This is a genomic window from Catenuloplanes atrovinosus (assembly GCF_031458235.1).
Lineage (GTDB): Bacteria > Actinomycetota > Actinomycetes > Mycobacteriales > Micromonosporaceae > Catenuloplanes > Catenuloplanes atrovinosus.
The window spans coordinates 5,100,791-5,121,454 of record NZ_JAVDYB010000001.1 but is presented as its reverse complement, the minus strand read 5'-3'; the positions used below and the strand labels follow the sequence as shown (position 1 = coordinate 5,121,454).

Here is a 20,664-nt window from a genome sequence, read left to right as displayed (position 1 = left end):
TCGCATGGCCGGGCGCAAGCGCTCGATATTTCGGCATATCGGCGGTACCGCTGGTCGCGGCGCACCCGCATCCCGGATGCGGCCAGGCCGGACCGGCCGGGGGATGTCAGCGCCGCGCGGCGCCCTAACACCCCAAGATCAACGGCCAGTCGCGTTATGGGGCGCCGGCAACGTGGCTGACGTACATTCGACCGTTGATCTTGCGTGGGTGTGGCCGGCGCACGCCGCGGGAGAAGGCCGGGTGCCGAGGGTGCGCAGTCACCCAGCGTAGGGGCTCACAACGAGATCACAGGAAAGCGCGGTACGGTCCCGGCGCGGGATAATGCCGTGACGAGGGGAAACGATGGACTTCGCGGATGTCGGCAGGATCATCCTGCGCCGGTGGCCGGTCACCGCGCCGCTGATGTTGCTGACGGTAGCTGCGGTCGCGTGGGCGATGTTCGGCGTTCCGCAGCAGGCGAAGGTGACCGGGCACGTGACGCTGCTGCCGCAGCGGGAGCAGTACAGCCCGGCGATCGGGGACACGGTCACGACGAATCCGTGGAACCCGGTCACGCTTGCCGACGTGATCACGGTACGGCTGGACAGCCCGCGGCTGGCCGAGGACCTGTACGAGCGGGGCTACCGCGGCGAGTGGACCGTCACGGTGATCAACACGGGTGCGGCGATCATCGCGATCGAGGTGCTGGCCGACACCGAGGCGGAGGCGCGGCGCGTCATCGACGTGATGGACGGGCTGATCGGCGAGGAGGTGGTGGCCCGCCAGCAGTCGCTGGGCCTCACCGAGGGCGCGAAGATCACCGTGGTGCCGCTCGCCGGCGCGGACGCGGTCGAGCGGGACAACTCCCGCCGCCGCCGGATCGCGGTGGTCGCGGGCGGCGCCGGCGCGGTCGTCACCGTCTCCGCCGCCGCGCTGGCCGAGTGGCTCTCCCGCCGGCGCAGGCGCGCGGCCGACCCCTCCTGAGTCCATCGCCGCGGCCGAGGGCTACCGAGTCGTGGCCGGGAGCACCGCGACCACCTCCCACGCGTCGCCGGACGGGCCGTAGTGCAGGCTTCCGCCGTACCCGGTGATGTCCTGGGAGAGGCTTTCGAGGCCGAAGCCCGAGGTCGCCGTCGACGGCGTCGCGCGGGGGCCGCCGGAGCTGACGATGCGGATCATCAGCGATGTGCCGGCGCGGGTGGCGGCCACGGAGAGCCGGGCGCCGGGGCCGTCGTGGCGCAGTGCGTTGGTGGCGGCCTCACCGACCAGGCGGGACGCCAGCGAGCGCGCCGGCGGCTCCAGGTCCGTGACCAACTCCGGCGGCAGCGACTCCGGCACGCGCAGGCCGGACGCGCGCAGCAGCGCGAGTCGATCGCCCAGGTCCAGCGTGGGGGCCGAGTCCGCGAGCGCGGCGCGGACGTCGGCCAGCGCCTCCCGGCCCGCGGACAGCACCAGGTCGATCCGGCGCTGATCGGCCGGGCCGAGCGGCGCGGTGGCGCGCAGCGCCTCGGTCTGCAACAGCATGATCGTGACCGTGTGGGCGAGCGTGTCGTGGACGCGGCGGGCCAGGCGCTCGCGGTCCGCGGAGGCGGCGGCCTCCAGGCGCAGCCGGAGGTGCTCGTCGCGTTCGACGCCGGCCAGCCACGCGATGATCACCATGACGGCGGCCAGCAGCACGCCCTCGACCGGCCCGTGCCGCGACCCGCTCGCGGCGGCCACGGCCAGGCCGGCGGCCGGGCAGAGTATCCAGCGGGCGAGCGTGGTGCGGTGCGCGGCCGCCGTGAAGATCGCGACGGTGACCGGCAGGAATCCGACCGCGCGGGCCATGCCCGCGGTGGTGTGCACGGCGGTCGCGGCCGCCACCACGACCAGCACCGCGGCCGGAAACCGGCGCCGGACCAGCAGCGGCGCCACCTGCGCGACCGCCAGCGGCACCGAGACCGCGGTGCCGGAGCCCGCGAACAGAAGCGCGGTCGCGCCGGTCAGGGCCACGTCGGTGAGCGGGGCGCCGTACCGTCGGAGCGCGGTGAATAGCATGGGCACATGATCCGGGTTGTCGTCGTCGACGACCAGGCGCTGGTCCGGGAAGGGCTGGGCCTGGTGCTCGGCGCGCAGCCGGACCTGGACGTGGTGGCGGAGCTGCCGGACGGCCCCGCGCTGCTCGGCTTCCTCGCCGGGCACGAGGCCGACGTCGTGCTGCTCGACCTCTACCTGCCGGGCGAGGACGGCGTACGGGTGCTGGGCCGGTTGCCGCGGCCGGCGCCGCCGGTGCTGATGCTGACCACGGTCGGCCGGGCCGCGGACGTGCGGCGTGCGCTCGCGGCGGGCGCGGCCGGGTTCGTGCTCAAGGACGCGGGCGGCGCGGAGCTGGCCGCGGCGGTGCGCGGCGCGCACGCGGGCGTGACCGCGCTCAGCTCCTCCGCGGCCCGCCTGCTCTGGGGCAAAGATCAAGAGCCGGAGCCCGCAGGGGTACGGTCTTCGGCCCGGCCAGGGGTGGGCGGCCGGGACGGTAGCCGGGGGCTGACGGCGCGCGAGCGGCAGGTCCTGGCGCTGATCGGGCGCGGGCTGTCGAACCAGGAGATCGCCCGGGACCTGTCACTGGCGGAGCGCACCGTGAAGGTGCACGTGAGCAGCGTGCTGGCGAAGCTGGCCGTGACCAGCCGCACCCAGGCCGCGCTGCTCGCCCGCGACCTGCCCTAAGGGACTAGATCGTTCGCCGGTTCCGGCACGCCCGGGACGGTGGCACGCTGCCCCGGTGAGACGAAAGCTCCTGATCACCGCCGCCGTCCTGGTCGTGCTGGCCGCCACCGTGGCCGTCGTCAACAGCTCGCGGCTGTGGGGCGGCCGGGACGGTGATCCGCCGCTGCTGGCGCACCGGGGCATCGCGCAGACGTTCCCGCTGGACGGCGTGGCGAACGACACCTGCACCGCGAGCCGGATCCACCCGCCGGACCACGCGTACCTGGAGAACACCCTGGTGTCGATGCGCGCGGCGTTCGCGGCCGGCGCGGACATGCTGGAGTTCGACGTGCAGGTGAGCGCGGACGGCCGGCTGGTGGTGTTCCACGACAGCACGCTGGAGTGCCGGACGAACGGCCGCGGTGCGGTCGCGGATCACCCGTACGAGTACCTGCGCGGCCTGGACCTGGGCTACGGCTACACCGCGGACGGCGGCGCCACCCATCCGCTGCGCGGCACCGGCGTCGGCCTGATGCCCGCGGTCGAGGAGGTGGTGGCCGCGTTCCCGGACCGGGAGCTGCTGCTGGACGTCAAGAACGACGACGAGGGCGCGCCGGTCGCGGCCTACCTGCGCTCGCTCACGCCGGAGCGGCGCGCGACCATGGCCGCGTACGGCGGTGACACCGCGATGGACGTGATCCGCGCCGAGCTGCCCGGCTTCCGGGTGGCGTCCAAGAAGATCATGACGGACTGCCTGGTCGCGTACCTCGCGGTCGGCGCGACCGGCGTGGTGCCCGGCGCGTGCCGGCACATCGAGCTGCACCTGCCCGCCCGGTACGGCCGACTGCTCTGGGGCTGGCCGAACCTCTTCGTCGACCGCATGCGCGCGGCCGACACGCGCGTGGTGCTGGTCGCCGGCGACGGCCCGTGGTCCGAGGGCTTCGACACCGCGCAGTCGCTGGCCGAGGTGCCGGAGGGCTGGTCCGGGTGGCTGTGGACGAACCGGGTGGACCGCATCGCCGCCCGCCGCTGAGCACCGTCCACGATGTCATAGGCTGCGCTCGGCAACGACGGCCGAGGAGAGCGATGACGACCACCAAGATCGCCGAGGCGTGTACGGACGCGGTCGAGGCGACCTGGTTCCACCTGGCCGGGCTGGTGCTGATCGTGGTGAACGCGCTGGCGCTCGGGCTGGAGACCTACGATCCGCTGGTGGCGTCGTTCGGCGCGGTGATCAGCGGCATAGAGTGGTTCTGCCTGGCCGGATTCGTCGCCGAGTTGCTGGTCCGGTTCGGCGCCCACCTGCGCGCGCCGGCCGGGTTCTTCCGCGACGGGTGGAACGTCTTCGACCTGCTCATCGTGGTGGCGCCGCTGCTGCCCGGCGTGCGGGAGAACGTGACGCTGCTCCGCCTGCTGCGCCTGGCCCGGATGGTCCGCACGTTCCGCCTCTTCCCCAGCCTGCGCGTCATCCTGATCGGCATCCGGCGGGCGCTGCCCGGGCTGGGCGGCTTCCTCTCCGTCACCGTGCTGGTCCTCTACGCGTACGCGATGCTCGGCTGGATGATGTTCGGCGAGGCCTTCCCGGAGCGGTACGGCACGGTCGGCGAGGCCATGCTGACGCTGTTCCTGCTGCTGTCGCTGGACGGCATCACGGACACGCTGGTGGCCGGCCGGGAGGTGACCGAGTGGGCCGTCCTCTACTACGTGTCCTACATGGTCGCCGCCTGCTACCTGCTCACCAACCTGCTGGTCGGCCTGGTGCTGACCACGTTGCAGGAGGCGCACGAGGAGATGGCCGCGTCGAAGCAGCCGACGGCCGAGGAGACGCAGCGGCTCGCGGACGCGGCGGAGCGGGCGGCGAGCGCGGCCGGCAAGGCGGCGCTCGCGGCGGGCCAGGCCGCGGTCGCCGCCGCGCACCAGGCGGTCGCGGCGACGTCCGGGTCCGGCGAGCCGTCCATTCAGGACCAGCTCGCGCAGGTGCGGCGAATCCTGGACGACGTGGAGCGCCGGCTGCCGCGGCAGGGCCCGGCCGCGCCCGCGCAGCCCGCCCGGGCCGGCCGTTGAAAGATTTCACGCAGCACATGAATGCTGCTCAAGCACAGCACCGGGCCGCCGATTGCCGGATGCGGCCGAAGGGGACATCGCGCGGTTGACGGGTGCGGGTGCCCGCGCCGACCCTGGTGATCACCGCGCTATGGCGGCCTCATCGACGCCTCGTCACCCGGGAGACGCCCATGATCGCCCCGAACCTCACCGCCCTTCGCGTGCGGCGCGCGCCCGCGCTCGTACCCGGTGACGTGGTCCGGATCGTCGCGACCGCGCATCCCGGCGACGCCCGCCTCGACCGCGGGCAGGCCGTGCTGGAGCAGCTCGGCCTGGTCGTGCAGTACGGCGAGCACGTCTACGCCGGTACGCGGTACCTGGCCGGCACGGACGAGCAGCGCCTCGGGGACCTCAACGCCGCGTTCCGCGACCCGGCCGTGCGCGCGGTGATCGGCGCCCGCGGCGGGTACGGCACCCAGCGCATCATCGACGGCCTGGACATCGACGCGGTCCGCGCGGACCCGAAGGTGTTCGTCGGCTTCAGCGACCTGACCGTGCTGCACAGCCGGCTGTGGCGGGACGCGCGGCTGGTCAGCTTCTACGGCCCGCTGGCCGCCTGGACCGACGAGCGCACCGGCGCCGCGTCCATCGCATCGCTCCGCGGCGCGCTGATGACCTGCGACGACATCGTGCTCACCCGCGACCCGGCCGAGCCGAGCGCCGCGGTCCGGGTGGACGGCACCGCGTCCGGCCCGCTGATCGGCGGCAACCTCACCATGATCGCGTCCGATGTGGGCACCGGCTCGCTGCCCGAACTGGACGGCGCGATCCTGCTGTTCGAGGACGTCAACGAGGCGCCGTACCGCTACGACCGCATGCTCACCCAGCTGATCCGCAGCGGTGCGCTGGACCGGATCGCGGGCGTCGCCGTGGGCCAGTTCACCGCCTCCGCCGGTACGCCCAGCGCCGCCGCCGTGGTGGCGGAGCGGCTCGGCACGCTCGGCGTACCCGTGCTCGGCGGCCTCCGGATCGGCCACGGCAAGGGCCAGCTCACGGTCCCGATCGGCGCGCCCGCCACCATCGACGTCGCGGCCGGCACGCTCACGGTGTCGGCCGGCGTCCGCTGACCGGCGCGGTCAGCAGCCCCACGATCGCGTCGATCAGCGCGGTCGCGGTAGCGTCCCAGGTCGCCGCGTCCGCGTCCGCGCGCTCGCGTTCCGCGCAGGTGTGCAGCACGAGCGTGCGCACCATGTCGAACCGGGCCGCGCGGACCTCGGGCGGCAGCGCGGGCAGCAGCCGCTCGATCCCGTCCGCCACCGCCCGCGGTTCCGGCGCCGCCAGCGCGTCCTCGATCATCACGTCCCGCAGCAGCGGGTGCGAGATGAACTGGGCGACGCACCGCGCGTACCAGCTCGGCGCCCCCGGCTCCGCCAGATACTCGGTGAACGGCCGCACCATGCACGCCACCCAGTCCCGCAGGTCCGTGCTGTCCGCGTGCGCCGTGAGCATGCGCCGCCGAATGATGTCCACACCGGACTGCCGATCGCGGACCAGCGCCCGTATCAGATCCGTCTTCGTGCCGAAGTGATAGCCGACCGCGGCATTGTTCCCCTGCCCGGCCGCCTCACTCACCTGCCGGTTCGACACCCCTTCCACACCCCGCTCGGCGAACAGCCGCTCCGCCGCCGCGAGAATGGTCTCCCGGGTGGCCATCGCGCGTGCGCTGCCCCGCACCGGATTCGCCGTCACCTCGCGCCTCCTTTCACCGCGAGTCTTCCAGGCGCGTGCCGGCGCGGTCGGCGGACCGCGGCCCGCCGGCGGCCGCTCCGGTGGGCGCTGCCCGGGGACGCTCCTGCCCGGGTACCGCGTCACGGCGGGCCACGCCGCGTATGCCTAGGTCAACCGGGTAGTCACAGGACTGCTGGCAGAATGTGGATCATTCTCCGCACGTCGGTTCGTACCCGGAAGGCTCACCGTGGGTGGCTATGGAGCGCAGATCGCGCTTGTCCTGATTCTGGTGCTCGTGAACGCCGCCTTCTCCGGCAGCGAGATGGCGCTCATCTCGCTGCGGGAGAGCCAGCTCCAGCGCCTGGAGAAGGTGTCCCGCGGCGGCCGGACGCTCGCCCGGCTGGCCCGTGACCCGAACCGGTTCCTCTCCACCATCCAGATCGGCATCACGCTGGCCGGATTCCTCGCCTCCGCCGCCGCGGCCACCTCGCTGGCGAGGCCGCTGATCGCACCGCTCGGCGTGCTCGGCGACGCGGCCGAGCCGGTCGCGATCGTGCTGGTCACGATGCTGCTCACGTTCGTCACGCTGGTGATCGGCGAGCTGGCGCCGAAGCGGATCGCGATGCAGCGCGCCGAGGGCTGGGCGCTGCTGGCCGCCCGCCCGCTGGACCTGCTCGCCACCGTGTCCCGCCCGGTGATCTGGCTGCTCGGCACCACCACGAACCTGGTGGTGCGGCTGACCGGCGGCGACCCCGGCGCCGGCCGTGAGGAGGTCTCCACCGAGGAGATCCGCGACATGATCACCGCGCAGCGCGACTTCTCCCCGGAACAGCGCACCATCATCAGCGGCGCGTTCGACATCGCGGACCGCATCCTCCGCGAGATCCTGGTCCCCCGCCGCGACGTCACGTCGCTGCGCGCCGAGACCCCCGCTCACGACGCGCTGCGCATGCTGATCGAGTCCGGCCACTCCCGCGCGCCGGTCACCGGCCCGATGGGCCTCGACGACGTCCTCGGCATGGTCCACCTGCGCGACCTCTACGACGCCACCGGCCCGGTCCGCGACCTCGCCTCCCCCGCCGTCTTCCTGCCCGAGACGCTCAAGGTCTCCGACGCGCTGCGCCAGCTCCGCCAGCAGCACCAGCAGTTCGCGCTGGTCGTCGACGAACGCGGCGCCATCGACGGCATCATCACCATCGAGGACCTGGTCGAGGAGATCGTGGGTGAGATCTACGACGAGACCGACCGCGACATCCTCTCCGTCGTCCGCGAGCCCGACGGCGCCCAACTCCTCCCCGGCGGCTTCCCCATCCACGACCTCCCCGACCTGGGCATCGAACTCCCCGCCTCCGACGACGACGGCGACTACACCACGGTCGCCGGCCTGGTCCTGGCCCGCCTCGGCCACATCCCCAAGACCCCCGGCGAGATCGTCGAGACGGCGGGCTTCTCCTTCGAGGTCGTCGAGATCACCGGCCACGCCATCACGAAACTCCGCATCCGTACCCTGCCACCTCCCGCTTCGGAGTCCCCGGAGGCCTGACCGCACCCGTTTTCCTGCGTGGTGGCGCACGGTGTGCTCGTCGTGCCGGCGCGGCGGGGCTCACCGGGCGCCACTCCGGTTCGCGCGGCGGACCAGCCGATCGATCGCGCGCTCACCCGGCCGTGAGCCTGCCGGCGAGTCCGGTCAGGCCCGAGCGCCGGCGGCCTGTGGCCGACCGCCGCGGGGCAGCAGGGGAGCGCAGTGGCCCAGCAGCGCCCGGGTGTAGGCGGCAGCGGCCGTCGACGCGTAGCCGCGCCAGCGGAGAGTGGTGCGTGCGTCGCCGTAGTCGCTGATGCCACGCACCACGAACCACTGGAGACCGTTGGCGAAGCCGGCGCTGCCGAGCCCCTTTCCCTCCATCTCGAACGCGATCATGCCGGTCTTCGCGGCCACGGCGTCCCGGAAGGCGGCGCTACGCAGCGCCCGGTCGGCGCTGCCGATGAGGCCTCGGTGGACCTTCGGCCGGCCGGGCAGGTGACCCGACCGGCTCATGGGCGGGTGCGGGATCACCCGGTCCGAGTCGGCGGCGTAGATCCGGTCGGTGGTCCCGTCCGGCCGGGCGTGGGCGGGCAGCGCGGTCAGCGCTCGGTCGATGAGGTCCAGCCAGGGGCGCTCACCGCGAATCTCCATGGCGGCAAGGTACTGGGCGGCGCTGACGAGCAGCGGCGACGGGCGCGGGAACGGCTGGCGGGGCCGCGCGCCGTCGTCGGTCTGTACGACGTGGTCGTAGTCCTCAATGCCCCAGGTCGCCGCGACGATGTCACCGAGCCGTACGTGCCGGTCCGGCTTCGTGGGGGCGGGCACCCCGGCCGCCACGCCCACCATGCAGACCAGGACCACGGAGGGGAAGCTACGCGCCAGGTTCGCGGTCGATTCCGCCGACGCGCCGTTCCCGGTGTCCTTCAGCAGGGTCAGGACCACGTCGTGGGATGAATTCGGGTGTGGGCCGGGCAGGCTACCGCGGACGTAGATCGCATGATCGTCCTGTACCGGGAACGGTCCGGACGGGCGGTCCAGGAGTCCGTACATCGCCGCGAACTCCTCCGGCAGCGCGGTCGCCAGCGCGATCGTCGGCCCGTCCTCGCGGACGGGTGTTGCGTCCAGGTGGCGCGCGTACATGACGCTGTGGTTGCCGATCTGGACGTTGTCACTGTTCACCGTGTTGACGTTGAACGTCTGGCTCATCTATTCGCCCCCATTGGCTCCGCCGCCGGCCAGCGGGCCGGGACCGTTGAACGAGTTGTTGTTGCCGAAGCCGACCATGTCGGCGCGGACGTTCCCGATGTGCCAGTTCTGCACGGTGGTGTTGATACGAACCGTCTCCTCGAGGCACGACGTGTCGATCCCGAGCCGGTCGAGGTATGCCTTGACCGTGGCGATGAGCCGTTCCTGAAGGTGCTCGTTGATCTGGATGAGGTCGTTGACCACGAAGTGGTCGAAGTCGTCCGGGCTGGTCCAGGCCACGCCTTCGCGGATCGACATGGTGGCGCCGACGTCTCCCGTCCGGCCCAGCCGCTCGGCGAGCCGCCGGGTGACCCGGCGACTCCGGTAGGCCGCCGCCCGGCCGAGACGGACGGCGCAGGCGCCGACGCTGTCCACGATCGCCGACGGCGCCCGGAACACGGCGAAGCGGAGCGAGTCGACGACGCGGTTCCACCGGCGGACGCTCACCTGCCCGGCCGCCGATTTGAAGTTCGGGTGCAACGGCGGGATGACCTGGGGCACGATCTCGATCGACAGCTTGCCACCGGTCAGCGTCGCGCGCAGATAGATGGCGACGACCAGCTCCCCGCCCCGGCACGACTCCTGGATGTAGAAATAGACGCGACGGCTGCCGGCTCGCTCCGGATGGCGCAGTTCGTCGCTCAGATATGCCCAATCCACGGTGTCGATCGGCATCGAGGCCCGTTCCGGCGACAGGTCCGGCATCCGGTGGACGTGCCGGCCGTCCACGTACAGCCGGTGCCCGGTGGTCAGCTGCCGTGCGGTCGTGCTCTCCATCCGGCACTCGATGTCGAACGACTCCTCCAGGCAGCGGTGGAAGGCGGCCAGATCGAACTGTTTGAAGATTTTCTCCCCGTTGTTGCCGTCGTCCGCGCCGCGACGCACGTCGAAGGCGAGGTTCCAGGGCCGGACCGGCATGCCGCTGCCGACGAACGGCGCCGGGGCGCGCGACTGCGCGTAGACCACGACGTTCATCGTCGCCAGCCGGGCGATGCGCGTTTCGAGCTTGGCGGGCAGCGGCGGCGCGAGTTCACCGGGCGGCGGCGCGCCCGGCGCGAGGATCGCGGCGGCCCGGCCATGCGCGATCATCCGTTCCGCGGCCACGATCACGTAGCCGGTGAGCAGCGCGGCGGCCGGGGGCACGAGGTAGCGCCAGGCCTGCACCTCCCAGGCGACGACGGTGAGCGAGATGAGGCCGACCCCGGCCAGGGCCACGGCGAAGCCGCTTCGGGGATGCCCTCGATTCCGCCAGGCCCAGGAGCAGCAGGCGGTTACGCCGAGCCACATGGCCCGGCGGCCGGTGACGATCCCGGCGACGATCAGGGTCGTCGCCGTCGCGACGTGGACGCCGGACCGAGTCGTCATCATGGCCACGTCCACACCCATCGTCACGACGACCAGGACGGCCAGCGCGATGTCCCGTGCGACGCGCAGCCGGTCGGCCCGCACGGCGTGCCGCAGCAGCGCCACAGGATCGTCGGCGCAGGACGGCGATCCCGCCTGGAGACGGTGGAGCAGCATGAATGTGACGTACCCGGCGAATCTATCGACGTTGTGCGCGGCGGCGCACATCAATTGATCGACTGTGCGCATCGGAGAGCGTTCGTAGAATTGATCATCATGATGTGAATTTGATTGATCTAGGATGATGGTCATCGCGTTCCCCCCATCGGCCCGCTCGCGCAGGTCTTTCCGGATGCGGATATCGGCCGTTCATTCATGCGAGTCCGGCTTGCTCGTCCACTAGGCTTGTGCTGTCGCCTCGAGGTTGATACACGTACGCGCTCCGGCTGAGGCGCGTATTGATCCATCGCGGAGAGTCGCTAGAGACAGTGGCGCGATCCGCTGCGCGCATGCAATAAATCTGGACCAAGACGGACGTTTCCTTGACGTGCGGCCTGCTCAAGGCCCGTCTGGTTTCGTCCGGTCTCCGGATGGGGGGAGACGGAATGATCTCGACCGGCGGTGCCGAAAGTGCTGGCGCCGATACTTTAGGTGACTTTTGTCGACGCCTTGACCTGCTGCGCGAGGAGGCCGGACTCACCAAGGCGTATCTGGCGGCGCACAACGACATCCCGGTGGGCCGTGCGCGACTGTTCGAGATCCTCAACGGGCGGATCGTCGCGCCGCCGCGCTGGGAGATCGTCAGGGCGATAGTGGGCGTGTGCCTGGCCGCCACGCACGGTCAGGACTCCGAACTTCGTAGCGAACTGCTGAATCGATGGCGCCGGGAGCACGCGAGGCTGTGGGCCGCGCGAAGCCGGGGCGGCAACGGTGGAATCCACCCGGGAAAGCTGCCCGAGCAGCGGATATTCACGCAGGAAGTGGTCTCCGACGTGGACGGCCGGACCCGTACGGTCGGCGTCGTCACCGGGGACATCTGCGATGTCCGGTGTGCCGAGGTCTGGGTCAACTCGGAGAACACCGAGATGATGATGGCCCGGTTCATCGACTTCTCGGTGTCCGCCGTCATTCGGTATCTGGGCGCTCGGCACGACGATCTGGGGCGAATCGTGGACGACGTGATCGCGGACGAACTGGACGCGAAGGTGGCCGGGCGGCGTCCGGTGCCGGCCGGTTCCGTGATCGTCACCGGTTCAGGCGAACTGGCCGTGCGCAACAACGTCCGCTACATCGCGCACGCGGCCGCCGTGTCGGCCGAGCCGGGGTTGGGTTCACGGCCGATCAGCGACATCGGCCGCTGTGTCCCCGCCGTCATGCGGCGGGTGGAGGAGCTGAAAGAACGGGATCTCACGGTCCTGTTCCCGCTGCTGGGCACGGGTGGCGCGGGCGGGGACCGGCGGGAGATCGCCGTGCGGCTGGTGGCCGCGGCCCGCGAATACCTGCGCTTCACGACGAGCGCCGCCGTGTCGGGGATTCTCTTTCTTGCCTACTCCGGCCTCGACCTGGCGGCGTGCCAGACCGCTTTTCGGACCGCCGGAATCGGCCTCGGACGGTAGCTTCCGCAACTGCGCTGCACGATCGACTCGCGGCGGGGAGGACCGGTTTTTCCGGAGAGTGTCGGCGACGCGGTCCAGCGCGGGCTCGGCATACCTTCCCGAGTCTTCCGCTCGATATGCCGAATCGGCGAGAACTCTCTATCGATAACCGGTCGCCGACGCATTCGCTGGCGTTCCCCCATCGCATTACCGAAGGAGTATCTGCGGATGCGGTAGCAATGTCGGTCTCTTCCGGAGCATGCCGTTCTCGCGGTGATCCGAATACGAATCGTGCGGGTTCCCGGCGGGAAACGACCGGGCGAGAATCAGGACCGGCCGGTCCGCGGCGGCCGGGCCGGGCCGGATTCGGGCTGGACGGGGAAGCGGCCGCGGCGGATGTACCAGTGACGGCCGGACCTCAGGTGGTCGACGATCGCGCGTTGCAGCACGGTGTCGCGCGGCAGCCGGTCGAGCGGCGTGTTCAGGGTGCGGAACACGAAGCGCAGCACCTCCACGTCCGCGTCCAGGCCCTCGGGCTCCTCGTACGGCTCCAGCGCGAACCGGCGCTGGAAGGCGATGATGTTGGAGTCCTCCGGCAGGTACTCCAGGAGCTGCGGGTCGAGCAGCCAGGAGCCGCAGGCGAACGCGGTGTAGGGCTCGTCCGGGAAGTGGCGCGGGAAGAACGCGCGGGCCCGGTCGAGCGAGGCCGAGACCGCGTCCGGCGTCAGCGGGCCGGACTCGGGGATGTGCAGGTCGAGTGCGGTGCCGCCGCGCTGGTACTGCAACCGGCCCAGCTCGTAGAGGCCGCCGCGGGCGTGCAGCGTCAGCCAGGCCTGCATGACCGGCCAGCCCTCGCGGTGCATCCGCCGGTCGATCGCCAGGTTGCGGCCCAGGTCCGCCAGCGTCGCCCAGGACACGGTCTCGGGGATGCCGCGCTCCCGGTGGTACGCCAGCACCACGCCGGTCAGTGCCAGATACGCGTACACGTACAGGTGGAGCCAGGCGGGGCCGCGGTCGCGGGGCAGCTCCGGGCCGGGGAGCAGCCAGCCGTGGCCGCCGAGGTCCGCGCGGACCAGCGCGATCGAGCGGTCGAGCAGCCAGCGCAGCTCCTCGGTCCACAGCGGGGAGCCGGGGTCCGGCCAGCCCGCCATGATCTCGGCGGCGTCGTCCGGCCGGACCGCGAGCCGGTCGAGGAGCGCGGGCGCGTCGGCCTTGGCGGGCAGCGGGGCCGACGGCAGGTCGCCGGCGAGCCGGTGCACGCGCTCCACGTCCTCGAACGGCACCCCGAGCCGGGCGGCGATGTCCTCCAACTGCACGCGTTGATCCTAACCAGCCGCGGCCCCCGGGGTGCGCCGGAACGGCCGGTGATCAGCCATGGTGGACGGTGGCGCGGTCGTGGGCGGCCACGAGCGCGTCGGTCAGCGCGTCCGGCGCGGACAGGAACGGCGAGTGCGACGTGCTCAGCTCGACCACGGTGGCCGGGCGGGCGGAGACCGCGTCGATCTCGCGGGCGAACCGGTGCTGCAGCGCGGGCGGGACCACCCGGTCCTCGGTGCAGAGCACGTAGGTGTGCGGCACCCGGCCGTACCGCTCCGGCGTCACCGGGAACGCCTCGCCCGCGATGCCGAAGCCGCCGTCCGTGCTGAGCAGCGCGATCGCCGCGTCCGCGGTCGCGGCGTCCACGTCGTGGTAGAAGCAGTCGCGGATCGCGGCGCGCCGGTCCGGGTCCGCCGGGTCGATGCGCAGCGCGCCGGTCACCGCCGGGTCCGCGGCCAGCAGCGCGCCGATCCGGAAGCCGGCGTTCTCCGGCTCGGCGACGTACGCCGCGCCCGGCATGCCCGCCACCGGTGCGTACCCGGCCACGTAGACCAGCTCCGCGAACAGCTCCGGCGCCAGTTCGGCCGCGCGCGTGGCGACGATGCCGGCCATGCTGTGCGCGACCACCACGGCGGGCCGGCCGAGGCCGCGCAACTGGGCGATCAGCGTCTCCGCGGCCGAGGTGGCGGTCACGTCCGCGACGGGCGACGGCGCGGTCGCGAACGCGGCCGGGTCGAACGGGCGCGCCCACCGCGCGGCCGGCGACCCGCTCCGCAGGCCGCCGCCATCGAGATCAACGGCCAGCGAGGGTACGCCCCGGCGGGCGAGCCGCTCGGTGACCGGGCTCCAGGCCCAGGGGCCGTGCCAGAAGCCGGGGACGAGGACGATCGGGTTCAGGTGGTTGTCACTCACGCCGGACACGCTAGGAACGCGCGCCCGGCGCAACCACGCACCACTAGGACGTGGCTAGCGCGGCGAGCCGCTGCTCCGTGCCGGTGCCGGGCACGGGGTGCAGCAGCAACAGCCGCTGGCGGGAGTGCGGGCTGGTGACCACCACGCAGTCCAGGTGCAGGCCGTTCACCCGCTTCGCGGAGCAGTGCAGCGCGGACACGTCGTGCTCGTCCCACATCCGGGCGAACTCCGCGCTGGCCGCGCGCAGGTCGGTGACGATCGCGACCGCGGCCTCGTCGTGCCCGCGCTGCGCCGCCACGGCCCGCAGGTCCGTCACGTACGCCCGGGCGGTCTCCGCGTGGTCCTGTCCCGGCTCCAGCAGCTCCCGCCAGGCCGGCGAGGTGAACCAGCGCCAGACCAGGTTCCCCGCCCAGCCGGGCAGGCCGGTGAACGTGCCGAACAGCGCGACGTTGAGCGTGTTCTGCGCGAGCACGGTGCCGAGGTCGTCGGAGAGGTAGCCGGGCGTGAGCGGGTTCGCGTGCAGTAACGAGAGCAGGCCGGGGTCCGGCGTGCCGTCCGGGTCCGGGCACGGCGGCGCCGCCTGCCCGGCCAGCCGGAACAGGTGCTCGCGGCGATCGCCGGTGAGCCGCAGCGCGCCGCACAGCGCGGACAGCGTGGCGGCCGACGGGTGCGGGCCGCGCCCCTGCTCCAGCCGCTCGTAGTAGGTCACGGACAGGTGCGCCAGCGCGGCCACCTCGTCCCGCCGCAGCCCGGGCGCACGCCGCCGCCCACCGTCCGGCAGCCCGGCCTCGCGCGGCGTCAGCGCGTCCCGCCGCCGCCGGAGGAAGTCACCGAGCTCGGCCAGCCGGGCGGTCCGCGTGGTAGGCGCGATCGTCATCGGCACACGGTAGCGGGTGGCCGGATGAGCAGTCGATGAACTGGTGCCCGAGCAGCGACGTATCGCACTGTGCACCGGGCTCGCATCGGCAGAGAGGCACCACCTGTGAGTGAACACGGCATCGACGAGGCGGCGGTGGCGGCGCTGGCGGCCACCGTCACGGGGCTGGTCGCCGCGCCCGGCGACGCGGGCTTCGACGAGGAGTGCGCGACCTACAACCCGTACACGCCGATGCGCCCGGCCGTGGTCGTCGGTGCCGCCAGCGGCCGGGACGTCGCGGCCGCGATCCGGTTCGCGGGCGAGCACGGCCTGCCGGTCGCCACGCTCACCACCGGTCACCAGGTGCGCGGCGCGGACGGCGCCGTCCTGATCAACCTGCGCCGGCTCAACCGGGTGACGGTCGACGTGGACGCGCGCACCGCGCGGATCGGCGGCGGCGCGCTCTGGTCCGAGGTGCTGGCCGTCACCACGCCGGCCGGCCTGGCCCCGGTGAACGGCTCCGCGCCGCACGTCGGCGCCACCGGATACCTGCTCGGCGGCGGCCACAGCCCGACGCTCGGCCGGCTGTACGGCTACGGCGCGGACACGGTGCGCTCCGTCGAGATCGTCACCGCGGACGGCAACGCCCGGCGCGTCACCGCGGACTCCGACCCGGACCTGTTCTTCGCGGTCCGCGGCGGCAAGGGCAACTTCGGCGTGGTCACCGCGCTGGAGGTGGAGCTGTTCCCGGTGACCCGGTTCTACGGCGGCGCGGTCTTCGTGGCCGGCGAGCACGCGCCCACGCTGCTGCACGCGTGGCGCACCTGGGCGCCCGCGCTGCCGGAGTCCGCGACCACGTCCGTGGCCGTGCAGCGGCTGCCCCCGGACCCGGCGCTGCCCGAGCCGCTGCGCGGCGCGTTCGTGGTGGCGCTGCGGTTCGCGTTCATCGGTGACGCGGCGGAGGGCGAGCGGGTGTTCGCGCCGATGCGCGGGGCGGCGCCGATCCTGGTCGACGGCGTGCGCGACCGGCCGTACGCGGAGGTCGGCCTGATCCACACCGACCCGCCGGGCCCGCTGCCGTACGTGGACCGCACGACCGGCCTGCGCGACCTGCCCGCCGAGGCGGTCGACGCGCTGCTCGCGCTGGTCGGCCCCGGCACCGGCTGCCCGCTGGTCAGCGTGGAGCTGCGCGCGCTCGGCGGCGCGCTGGACCGCCGGCCGGAGCCGCCGAACGCGGTCGCCACCCGCGGCATGCCGTTCGTGCTGTTCGGCTTCGGCGTGGGCGGCCCGGAGGCGCTGCCGCAGCTGCGCGGCTACCTGGGCCGCGTGCTGGACGCGGTGTCGCCGTGGGCGCACGGCCGCCAGATGGCCAACTTCCTGTCCGCCGTGGACGAGGGCGCCACGCCGGCGGAGGTGCGCGCCGCCTACGGCGATGAGATCTACGACCGCCTCTCGAAGATCAAGCAGGTGTACGACCCGGGGAACCTCTTCCGGGCGAATCACAACATCCCTCCCGCGTGACGGCGGTGGCCGGACGGGTGAAGATGGCGGACACAACGTACTAGTTTGCCCGGTTTAGCGGACATGCCCCCGGCCGGGGAGTAGACCGGACCTGTTCGTCCGCGTCTCACCTCGGGAGTTGTCATGATCCGCCACCTCGCGGCCGCCGCCCTGGCCACGGCCGCCACGGTCGCACTGCTGCCCGGCGCCGCCCCCGCCGCGCCCCACCAGCCCGGCGGACGGCCCGGCAGCAGCGCGGCCACCCGGCCGTACGCGCGGCTCACGCTCACCGTGATCACGGACGACACGGCCCGCCGTGCCGCGCCGCCGCTCACGCTGACCTGCGGTCCCGCCGGCGGCAACCACCCGTCCGCGGCCGCCGCCTGCACCGCGCTCCAGAAGGTCGGCGGCAACGTCTTCAACCTGCCGCCGCGCGACGGCGTGCTCTGCACCGCCGACTACCGCCCGGTGACCGCGGCCGCGACCGGTTACTGGGGCACGCGCGCGGTCAACGACCGCCGCACGTTCGGCAACGCGTGCCAGCTCGGCATCGCCGCCGGCACGGTCTTCACCTCGCGCGTACGCTGAGCGCCGCGGTCAGGCCGGCGCGCTCGCGAAGCGGATCGGCAGCGACTCCGGGCCCTGGGTGCCGAGCGGCGGGCGCCAGTCCAGCGGCTCCGGCGGCAGCTCGGGCGGGCCGAAGCGGCTCACCAGCACGGGCAGCGCCTCGAGCAGTTCGGTGCGGGCCAGCGCGGCACCCAGGCAGTAGTGCGGGCCCGCGCCGAACTGGAGCAGCGGCGCCTCGCGCGTGGCCGTGATGTCGAAGACCCGGCCGCCGGGGTACGCCCGCGGGTCGCGCTGCGCGGTGAGCACGGCCGCGGTCACGAACGTGCCGGCCGGCATGTCCACGCCGTGGAACGTCAGGTCGACCGCGGCGCGGCGGAACAGGTTGCCCGCCGAAGGGCGCCAGCGCATGCACTCCTCCACCGCCCGGCCGGCCAGCGACGGATCGTCGCGCAGCAGGGTCCACTGCGCCGGGTGCTCCGCGAACGTGACGATGCAGTTGGAGAACTGGTGCCGGGTGTTGTCGTGGGCCGCGAACACGAGCGTGACCAGCAGGTTGCGCACCTCGTCGCGGCTGGCCGTGCCGTCCTCGGCCATGGCCGCGAGCAGCACGGAGATCACGTCCTCGCCCGGCGCCGCGGCCTTGCGGTCCATCAGCTCGTCCACGTAGCCGTCCAGGCCGGCCACCGCGCGCTCCACCCGCGCGACCGTGTCCCCGCCGTTGGCCAGGCCGAACACCAGGCCGATGTCGGAGGACCACCGGCTGAACACGTCGTAGTCCGCGGCGGGCACGCCGAGCAGCTCGCACATCACGGCCAGCGGCAGCCGGTCCGCGAACGCGTCGACGAACTCGACACCGTCCGCGCCCGTCATCTCGTCCGCGAGCCGCTCGGCCCGGGCGCGGATGAACGGCCGCAGCGACTCCACCATCCGCGGCGTGAACGCGCGCCCGACCAGGCCGCGCAGCCGCCGGTGGTCCGGGCCGTCATGGTTGACGATCATCGGGACGTACCAGTCGTGGATCGGCCCGCCGGTCACGCCGTTGCGCAGCAGGTAGCCCTCCCCGCCGTGGTCGAAGCGCTTGTCCCGGAGCAGGTCGTTGGCCTCCGCGTAGCGGAGCACGACCGGGCCGATCGGGCTGTCCGCGTACCAGCCCGCGTCCTGCGCCGCGAGCGTCTCCGGCGAGGTGAAGCTGAACGACGGTGCGAGCACGTCGAGGTAGGGCATTCACCGAGTGTGCCGCATCAACTACCAAGAGCGGAATGCGTCGGTACGGTGCGAGCGCCGTGCACTGTGGACGGTAAGGTGTCCCTCTCGCGGTGGCCGGCCGGCCGACGTGGCGGGCGCGCGCCGGCCGGCCGCCGTGGTACGGTTCGCGACGATGAAGACTCCTACTCTTCGCAGATTGGGGGCCCGTTTCACCGAAGGTGAGTGCTGATGCGCTCCCCGGCCGTGAACACGGACTCACGCCTCCGCCTCTGGCGGCACATCCGCGCGTACGCGGTGCCGCCCTCCATGATCGAGTCTGCCGACGCGCGTCGCCGCGCCGGTGACTGGGCGGGCGCCTGCGCGGCGGCCCGCGTCGAGGTCGACCTGAACGTGCGCGCCGTCGCGCGTACCCACGGCACCGCGCTCGCCGCCGAACTCCGGTCCGACCTTCGGCACCTCGCCCCCGACCTGCTGCGCTGGCACCTGCCCCGGGTCGCCCCGGACGGCCTGCTCCGCCCCGCGCTGACCGTCGGCCTGGCCCGCTACGCCGCCGCCGACGGCCCACTGTGGCTGGTGGTGCGCACGGCACCGGCCTGGGCGGACGCGGGGCAGCGGATCAGCCTCGCGCTGTGGTCCGCCCGGCCCGGCGAGGGGCGGCATCCACATCCCCGCTTCCGCCTCGACCTGCACCGCCACCTCTGGGACGCCCGGCGCGCCCCGGAACTGCGGTCCCGCGCCGGCCTTCCGGGGACGGCCGCGCCCGGCCGCGATGCCGGGCCGCCGGTTCCGCCCGGCGATCCGGTGCGGCTCGACCGGCTGCGGGAGCGCGGGTGCGCGGTCGACCGCTGGGTGGCCGAGGCGGCCCTGCTGCCGCGGGCCCGGGGCGGCGCCGTGGCGATCCGGCTGGGTGCGCACGAGCACCTGGTGCTGCGCATCCCGGGCGACGCGCCGCCGGTGCTGGTCCCGGCGCGCGGGCGTGGTCTGCCGGTGCTGCCGGACGCGGCGGTCTGGCAGCCGCCCGACCTCACGCTGCTGCGCGCTGGCATGATCACGCCGGACGAGCTGCATCCGCTGGTCGCCGCCGCCCTGGCGCCCGGCCGGCGCACCACCGGTCCCGTCCCGGCCCCCACCCCGCCGCCGACGGTACGCACGGTGCGCTGCCGCGACGCCGACCACCGGATCGGGGTGGTGGACGGAGTGCTCCGGCCGCTCGACCACGACCCGGCCGAGATCAGGCGCGAGGAACTGCTGGCCGCGCTGACCGGCACGCCGCTGCCCTGCCTGCGCGTCATCGACGAGTTGCACCGGCACCCCGCCACCCTGGACGACGTGCGTGCCCGCCTGGACCACGGCGACACCGAGGGCGCACTGCGCACGGTCGAGTCCCTGCTCGGCCCGGCCGCCACCCTGCGCGACGGCCCGCTCCGCCACGAACTGCGGGCCGCCGCACACCAGCGCCTCGTCTACGGCATGTACCGCGCCGGCCTCACCCCCACCGGCCCCACCCATGACCCGGCCCACCAGCGCGCCCCACGCTCCGACCCCTTCGCCCACCGCGACCCCGGACGGTCCCGCCGCCCCCGACCACGAAGACGCCGCTGACCACCACGGCCCGCGCCGCCGGCCGGCACCCGTCCCCGGGCGGGTCCACCGCCGGCCGCTCGACCCGGGGTGCTCCGGCGGCCTTCGCTCTGCTTACGCCCCTGCGTGACGCGGCCCGGCACCGGTTGGCGGCGTGCGGCGGAATGCGAGCCGGTGCCGGGGACAGCCGGTTTCCAGTGCCTTTGCTCTGCTTACCCGCACGCTTGGTGGACCGCTGCCGGTCGGTGCGATGCGGCGGTGAGCAGAGCGGAGGCGGCGGAGCGCGGTCGGTGTTCGGTGCCTCTGCCCTGCTTACCCGCGTCCGGTGCGGCCGGTGCGACCGGCGGTAAGCAGAGCAAAGGGTCCGCGGGTGGGTGCTGTGGCGGACCGCCATGTCCGGAATTTCGGGCACGGGACGGGACCGCCGGGTGGGTTGCGCAGTGAGGTGCTCTGCCCGGCCGGTGCGGGTGTCTCAAGGCCGTCGGCAGGTCATGAGGTGGCGATCCGAGGCTGTGTCCGGTCGCGATGCATGGCGAGATGCCGGGTGCTGGCCGGCCGCGCGGAACAACTGACCGCACGCGCCCCGGCG

18 protein-coding genes are annotated in these 20,664 nt (G+C 73.3%); 10 read left to right on the top strand and 8 right to left on the bottom strand.

Going from position 1 to position 20,664, the window contains the following annotated elements; translation table 11 throughout:
- Window positions 1-343: 343 nt before the first annotated feature.
- Window positions 344-964: a hypothetical protein gene (locus tag J2S41_RS22780; RefSeq protein WP_310370295.1), complete on the top strand. Its 621-nt coding sequence runs from the start codon at window positions 344-346 to the stop codon at window positions 962-964.
- A 21-nt stretch (window positions 965-985) separates the two neighbouring features.
- Here the strand turns inward: J2S41_RS22780 and J2S41_RS22775 are convergent, their stop codons facing one another.
- Window positions 986-2,017, bottom strand: a complete 1,032-nt coding sequence (locus J2S41_RS22775; RefSeq protein WP_310370293.1) for a sensor histidine kinase — start codon at window positions 2,015-2,017, stop codon at window positions 986-988.
- Between the two features lie 6 nt (window positions 2,018-2,023).
- Here J2S41_RS22775 and J2S41_RS22770 point away from each other — a divergent pair, with 6 nt between their 5' ends.
- The 4 genes from J2S41_RS22770 to J2S41_RS22755 all read left to right on the top strand — a co-directional run bounded on the left by J2S41_RS22770 (window position 2,024) and on the right by J2S41_RS22755 (window position 5,829).
- Entirely contained in the window at window positions 2,024-2,680 is a 657-nt protein-coding gene (locus J2S41_RS22770; protein WP_310370291.1) for a response regulator transcription factor, read from the top strand.
- Window positions 2,681-2,735: 55 nt separating this feature from the next.
- Entirely contained in the window at window positions 2,736-3,692 is a 957-nt protein-coding gene (locus tag J2S41_RS22765; protein WP_310370290.1) for a glycerophosphodiester phosphodiesterase family protein, read from the top strand.
- Window positions 3,693-3,745: 53 nt separating this feature from the next.
- A complete protein-coding gene (locus tag J2S41_RS22760) occupies window positions 3,746-4,723 on the top strand; it encodes an ion transporter (protein WP_310370288.1) in 978 nt (325 codons plus the stop codon).
- Window positions 4,724-4,893: 170 nt separating this feature from the next.
- A complete protein-coding gene (locus tag J2S41_RS22755) occupies window positions 4,894-5,829 on the top strand; it encodes a S66 peptidase family protein (protein WP_310370286.1) in 936 nt (311 codons plus the stop codon).
- Here J2S41_RS22755 and J2S41_RS22750 read toward each other — a convergent pair.
- Window positions 5,804-6,451 (bottom strand): TetR/AcrR family transcriptional regulator, encoded by a 648-nt coding sequence (locus J2S41_RS22750; protein ID WP_310370285.1) that lies wholly within the window; start codon window positions 6,449-6,451, stop codon window positions 5,804-5,806. The two genes, J2S41_RS22755 and J2S41_RS22750, sit on opposite strands and share 26 nt — an antisense overlap.
- A gap of 226 nt (window positions 6,452-6,677) precedes the next feature.
- Between J2S41_RS22750 and J2S41_RS22745 the strand changes: the two genes are divergently transcribed.
- Window positions 6,678-7,973 (top strand): hemolysin family protein, encoded by a 1,296-nt coding sequence (locus J2S41_RS22745; RefSeq protein WP_310370283.1) that lies wholly within the window; start codon window positions 6,678-6,680, stop codon window positions 7,971-7,973.
- A gap of 144 nt (window positions 7,974-8,117) precedes the next feature.
- On the opposite strand, the gene J2S41_RS22740 is transcribed toward J2S41_RS22745, so the two are convergent.
- Window positions 8,118-9,158: a 5'-methylthioadenosine/S-adenosylhomocysteine nucleosidase family protein gene (locus J2S41_RS22740; RefSeq protein ID WP_310370281.1), complete on the bottom strand. Its 1,041-nt coding sequence runs from the start codon at window positions 9,156-9,158 to the stop codon at window positions 8,118-8,120.
- Window positions 9,159-10,853, bottom strand: a complete 1,695-nt coding sequence (locus J2S41_RS22735) for an AbeC-like domain-containing protein (RefSeq protein ID WP_310370279.1) — start codon at window positions 10,851-10,853, stop codon at window positions 9,159-9,161.
- A 293-nt stretch (window positions 10,854-11,146) separates the two neighbouring features.
- Here J2S41_RS22735 and J2S41_RS22730 point away from each other — a divergent pair, with 293 nt between their 5' ends.
- Complete coding sequence (locus J2S41_RS22730; protein ID WP_310370278.1) at window positions 11,147-12,157, top strand: macro domain-containing protein; 1,011 nt, start codon at window positions 11,147-11,149, stop codon at window positions 12,155-12,157.
- A gap of 305 nt (window positions 12,158-12,462) precedes the next feature.
- Here the strand turns inward: J2S41_RS22730 and J2S41_RS22725 are convergent, their stop codons facing one another.
- The 3 genes from J2S41_RS22725 to J2S41_RS22715 are packed head-to-tail and all read right to left on the bottom strand — an operon-like array spanning window position 12,463 to window position 15,242.
- Window positions 12,463-13,452, bottom strand: a complete 990-nt coding sequence (locus J2S41_RS22725; protein WP_310370277.1) for an acyltransferase domain-containing protein — start codon at window positions 13,450-13,452, stop codon at window positions 12,463-12,465.
- A gap of 52 nt (window positions 13,453-13,504) precedes the next feature.
- Complete coding sequence (locus J2S41_RS22720) at window positions 13,505-14,365, bottom strand: alpha/beta fold hydrolase (protein ID WP_310370276.1); 861 nt, start codon at window positions 14,363-14,365, stop codon at window positions 13,505-13,507.
- A 43-nt stretch (window positions 14,366-14,408) separates the two neighbouring features.
- Window positions 14,409-15,242 (bottom strand): helix-turn-helix transcriptional regulator, encoded by an 834-nt coding sequence (locus J2S41_RS22715; protein ID WP_310370275.1) that lies wholly within the window; start codon window positions 15,240-15,242, stop codon window positions 14,409-14,411.
- A 105-nt stretch (window positions 15,243-15,347) separates the two neighbouring features.
- Between J2S41_RS22715 and J2S41_RS22710 the strand changes: the two genes are divergently transcribed.
- Together J2S41_RS22710 and J2S41_RS22705 are read left to right on the top strand one after the other, a co-directional pair.
- Window positions 15,348-16,742, top strand: coding sequence for an FAD-binding oxidoreductase (locus tag J2S41_RS22710; protein ID WP_310370274.1), 1,395 nt, complete (start codon window positions 15,348-15,350; stop codon window positions 16,740-16,742).
- 123 nt (window positions 16,743-16,865) lie between these two features.
- Window positions 16,866-17,309 (top strand): SSI family serine proteinase inhibitor, encoded by a 444-nt coding sequence (locus J2S41_RS22705; RefSeq protein WP_310370272.1) that lies wholly within the window; start codon window positions 16,866-16,868, stop codon window positions 17,307-17,309.
- Between the two features lie 9 nt (window positions 17,310-17,318).
- Here the strand turns inward: J2S41_RS22705 and J2S41_RS22700 are convergent, their stop codons facing one another.
- Window positions 17,319-18,512 carry a cytochrome P450 gene (locus J2S41_RS22700; RefSeq protein ID WP_310370270.1) on the bottom strand — a complete coding sequence of 398 codons (1,194 nt, stop codon included), beginning with the start codon at window positions 18,510-18,512 and terminating at the stop codon, window positions 17,319-17,321.
- A 210-nt stretch (window positions 18,513-18,722) separates the two neighbouring features.
- Here J2S41_RS22700 and J2S41_RS22695 point away from each other — a divergent pair, with 210 nt between their 5' ends.
- A complete protein-coding gene (locus J2S41_RS22695) occupies window positions 18,723-20,096 on the top strand; it encodes a hypothetical protein (protein ID WP_310370268.1) in 1,374 nt (457 codons plus the stop codon).
- Window positions 20,097-20,664 lie beyond the last annotated feature (568 nt).

What these genes read in the sequence shown, in the direction of transcription:
- J2S41_RS22760 (WP_310370288.1), top strand. Translation starts at nt 3,746, where the DNA reads ATGACGACCACCAAGATCGCCGAGGCGTGTACGGACGCGGTCGAGGCG.
- J2S41_RS22775 (WP_310370293.1), bottom strand. Translation starts at nt 2,017, where the DNA reads ATGCTATTCACCGCGCTCCGACGGTACGGCGCCCCGCTCACCGACGTG.
- J2S41_RS22715 (WP_310370275.1), bottom strand. Translation starts at nt 15,242, where the DNA reads ATGACGATCGCGCCTACCACGCGGACCGCCCGGCTGGCCGAGCTCGGT.
- J2S41_RS22700 (WP_310370270.1), bottom strand. Translation starts at nt 18,512, where the DNA reads ATGCCCTACCTCGACGTGCTCGCACCGTCGTTCAGCTTCACCTCGCCG.
- J2S41_RS22780 (WP_310370295.1), top strand. Translation starts at nt 344, where the DNA reads ATGGACTTCGCGGATGTCGGCAGGATCATCCTGCGCCGGTGGCCGGTC.
- J2S41_RS22730 (WP_310370278.1), top strand. Translation starts at nt 11,147, where the DNA reads ATGATCTCGACCGGCGGTGCCGAAAGTGCTGGCGCCGATACTTTAGGT.
- J2S41_RS22735 (WP_310370279.1), bottom strand. Translation starts at nt 10,853, where the DNA reads ATGACCATCATCCTAGATCAATCAAATTCACATCATGATGATCAATTC.
- J2S41_RS22740 (WP_310370281.1), bottom strand. Translation starts at nt 9,158, where the DNA reads ATGAGCCAGACGTTCAACGTCAACACGGTGAACAGTGACAACGTCCAG.
- J2S41_RS22755 (WP_310370286.1), top strand. Translation starts at nt 4,894, where the DNA reads ATGATCGCCCCGAACCTCACCGCCCTTCGCGTGCGGCGCGCGCCCGCG.
- J2S41_RS22705 (WP_310370272.1), top strand. Translation starts at nt 16,866, where the DNA reads ATGATCCGCCACCTCGCGGCCGCCGCCCTGGCCACGGCCGCCACGGTC.
- J2S41_RS22695 (WP_310370268.1), top strand. Translation starts at nt 18,723, where the DNA reads ATGCGCTCCCCGGCCGTGAACACGGACTCACGCCTCCGCCTCTGGCGG.
- J2S41_RS22770 (WP_310370291.1), top strand. Translation starts at nt 2,024, where the DNA reads ATGATCCGGGTTGTCGTCGTCGACGACCAGGCGCTGGTCCGGGAAGGG.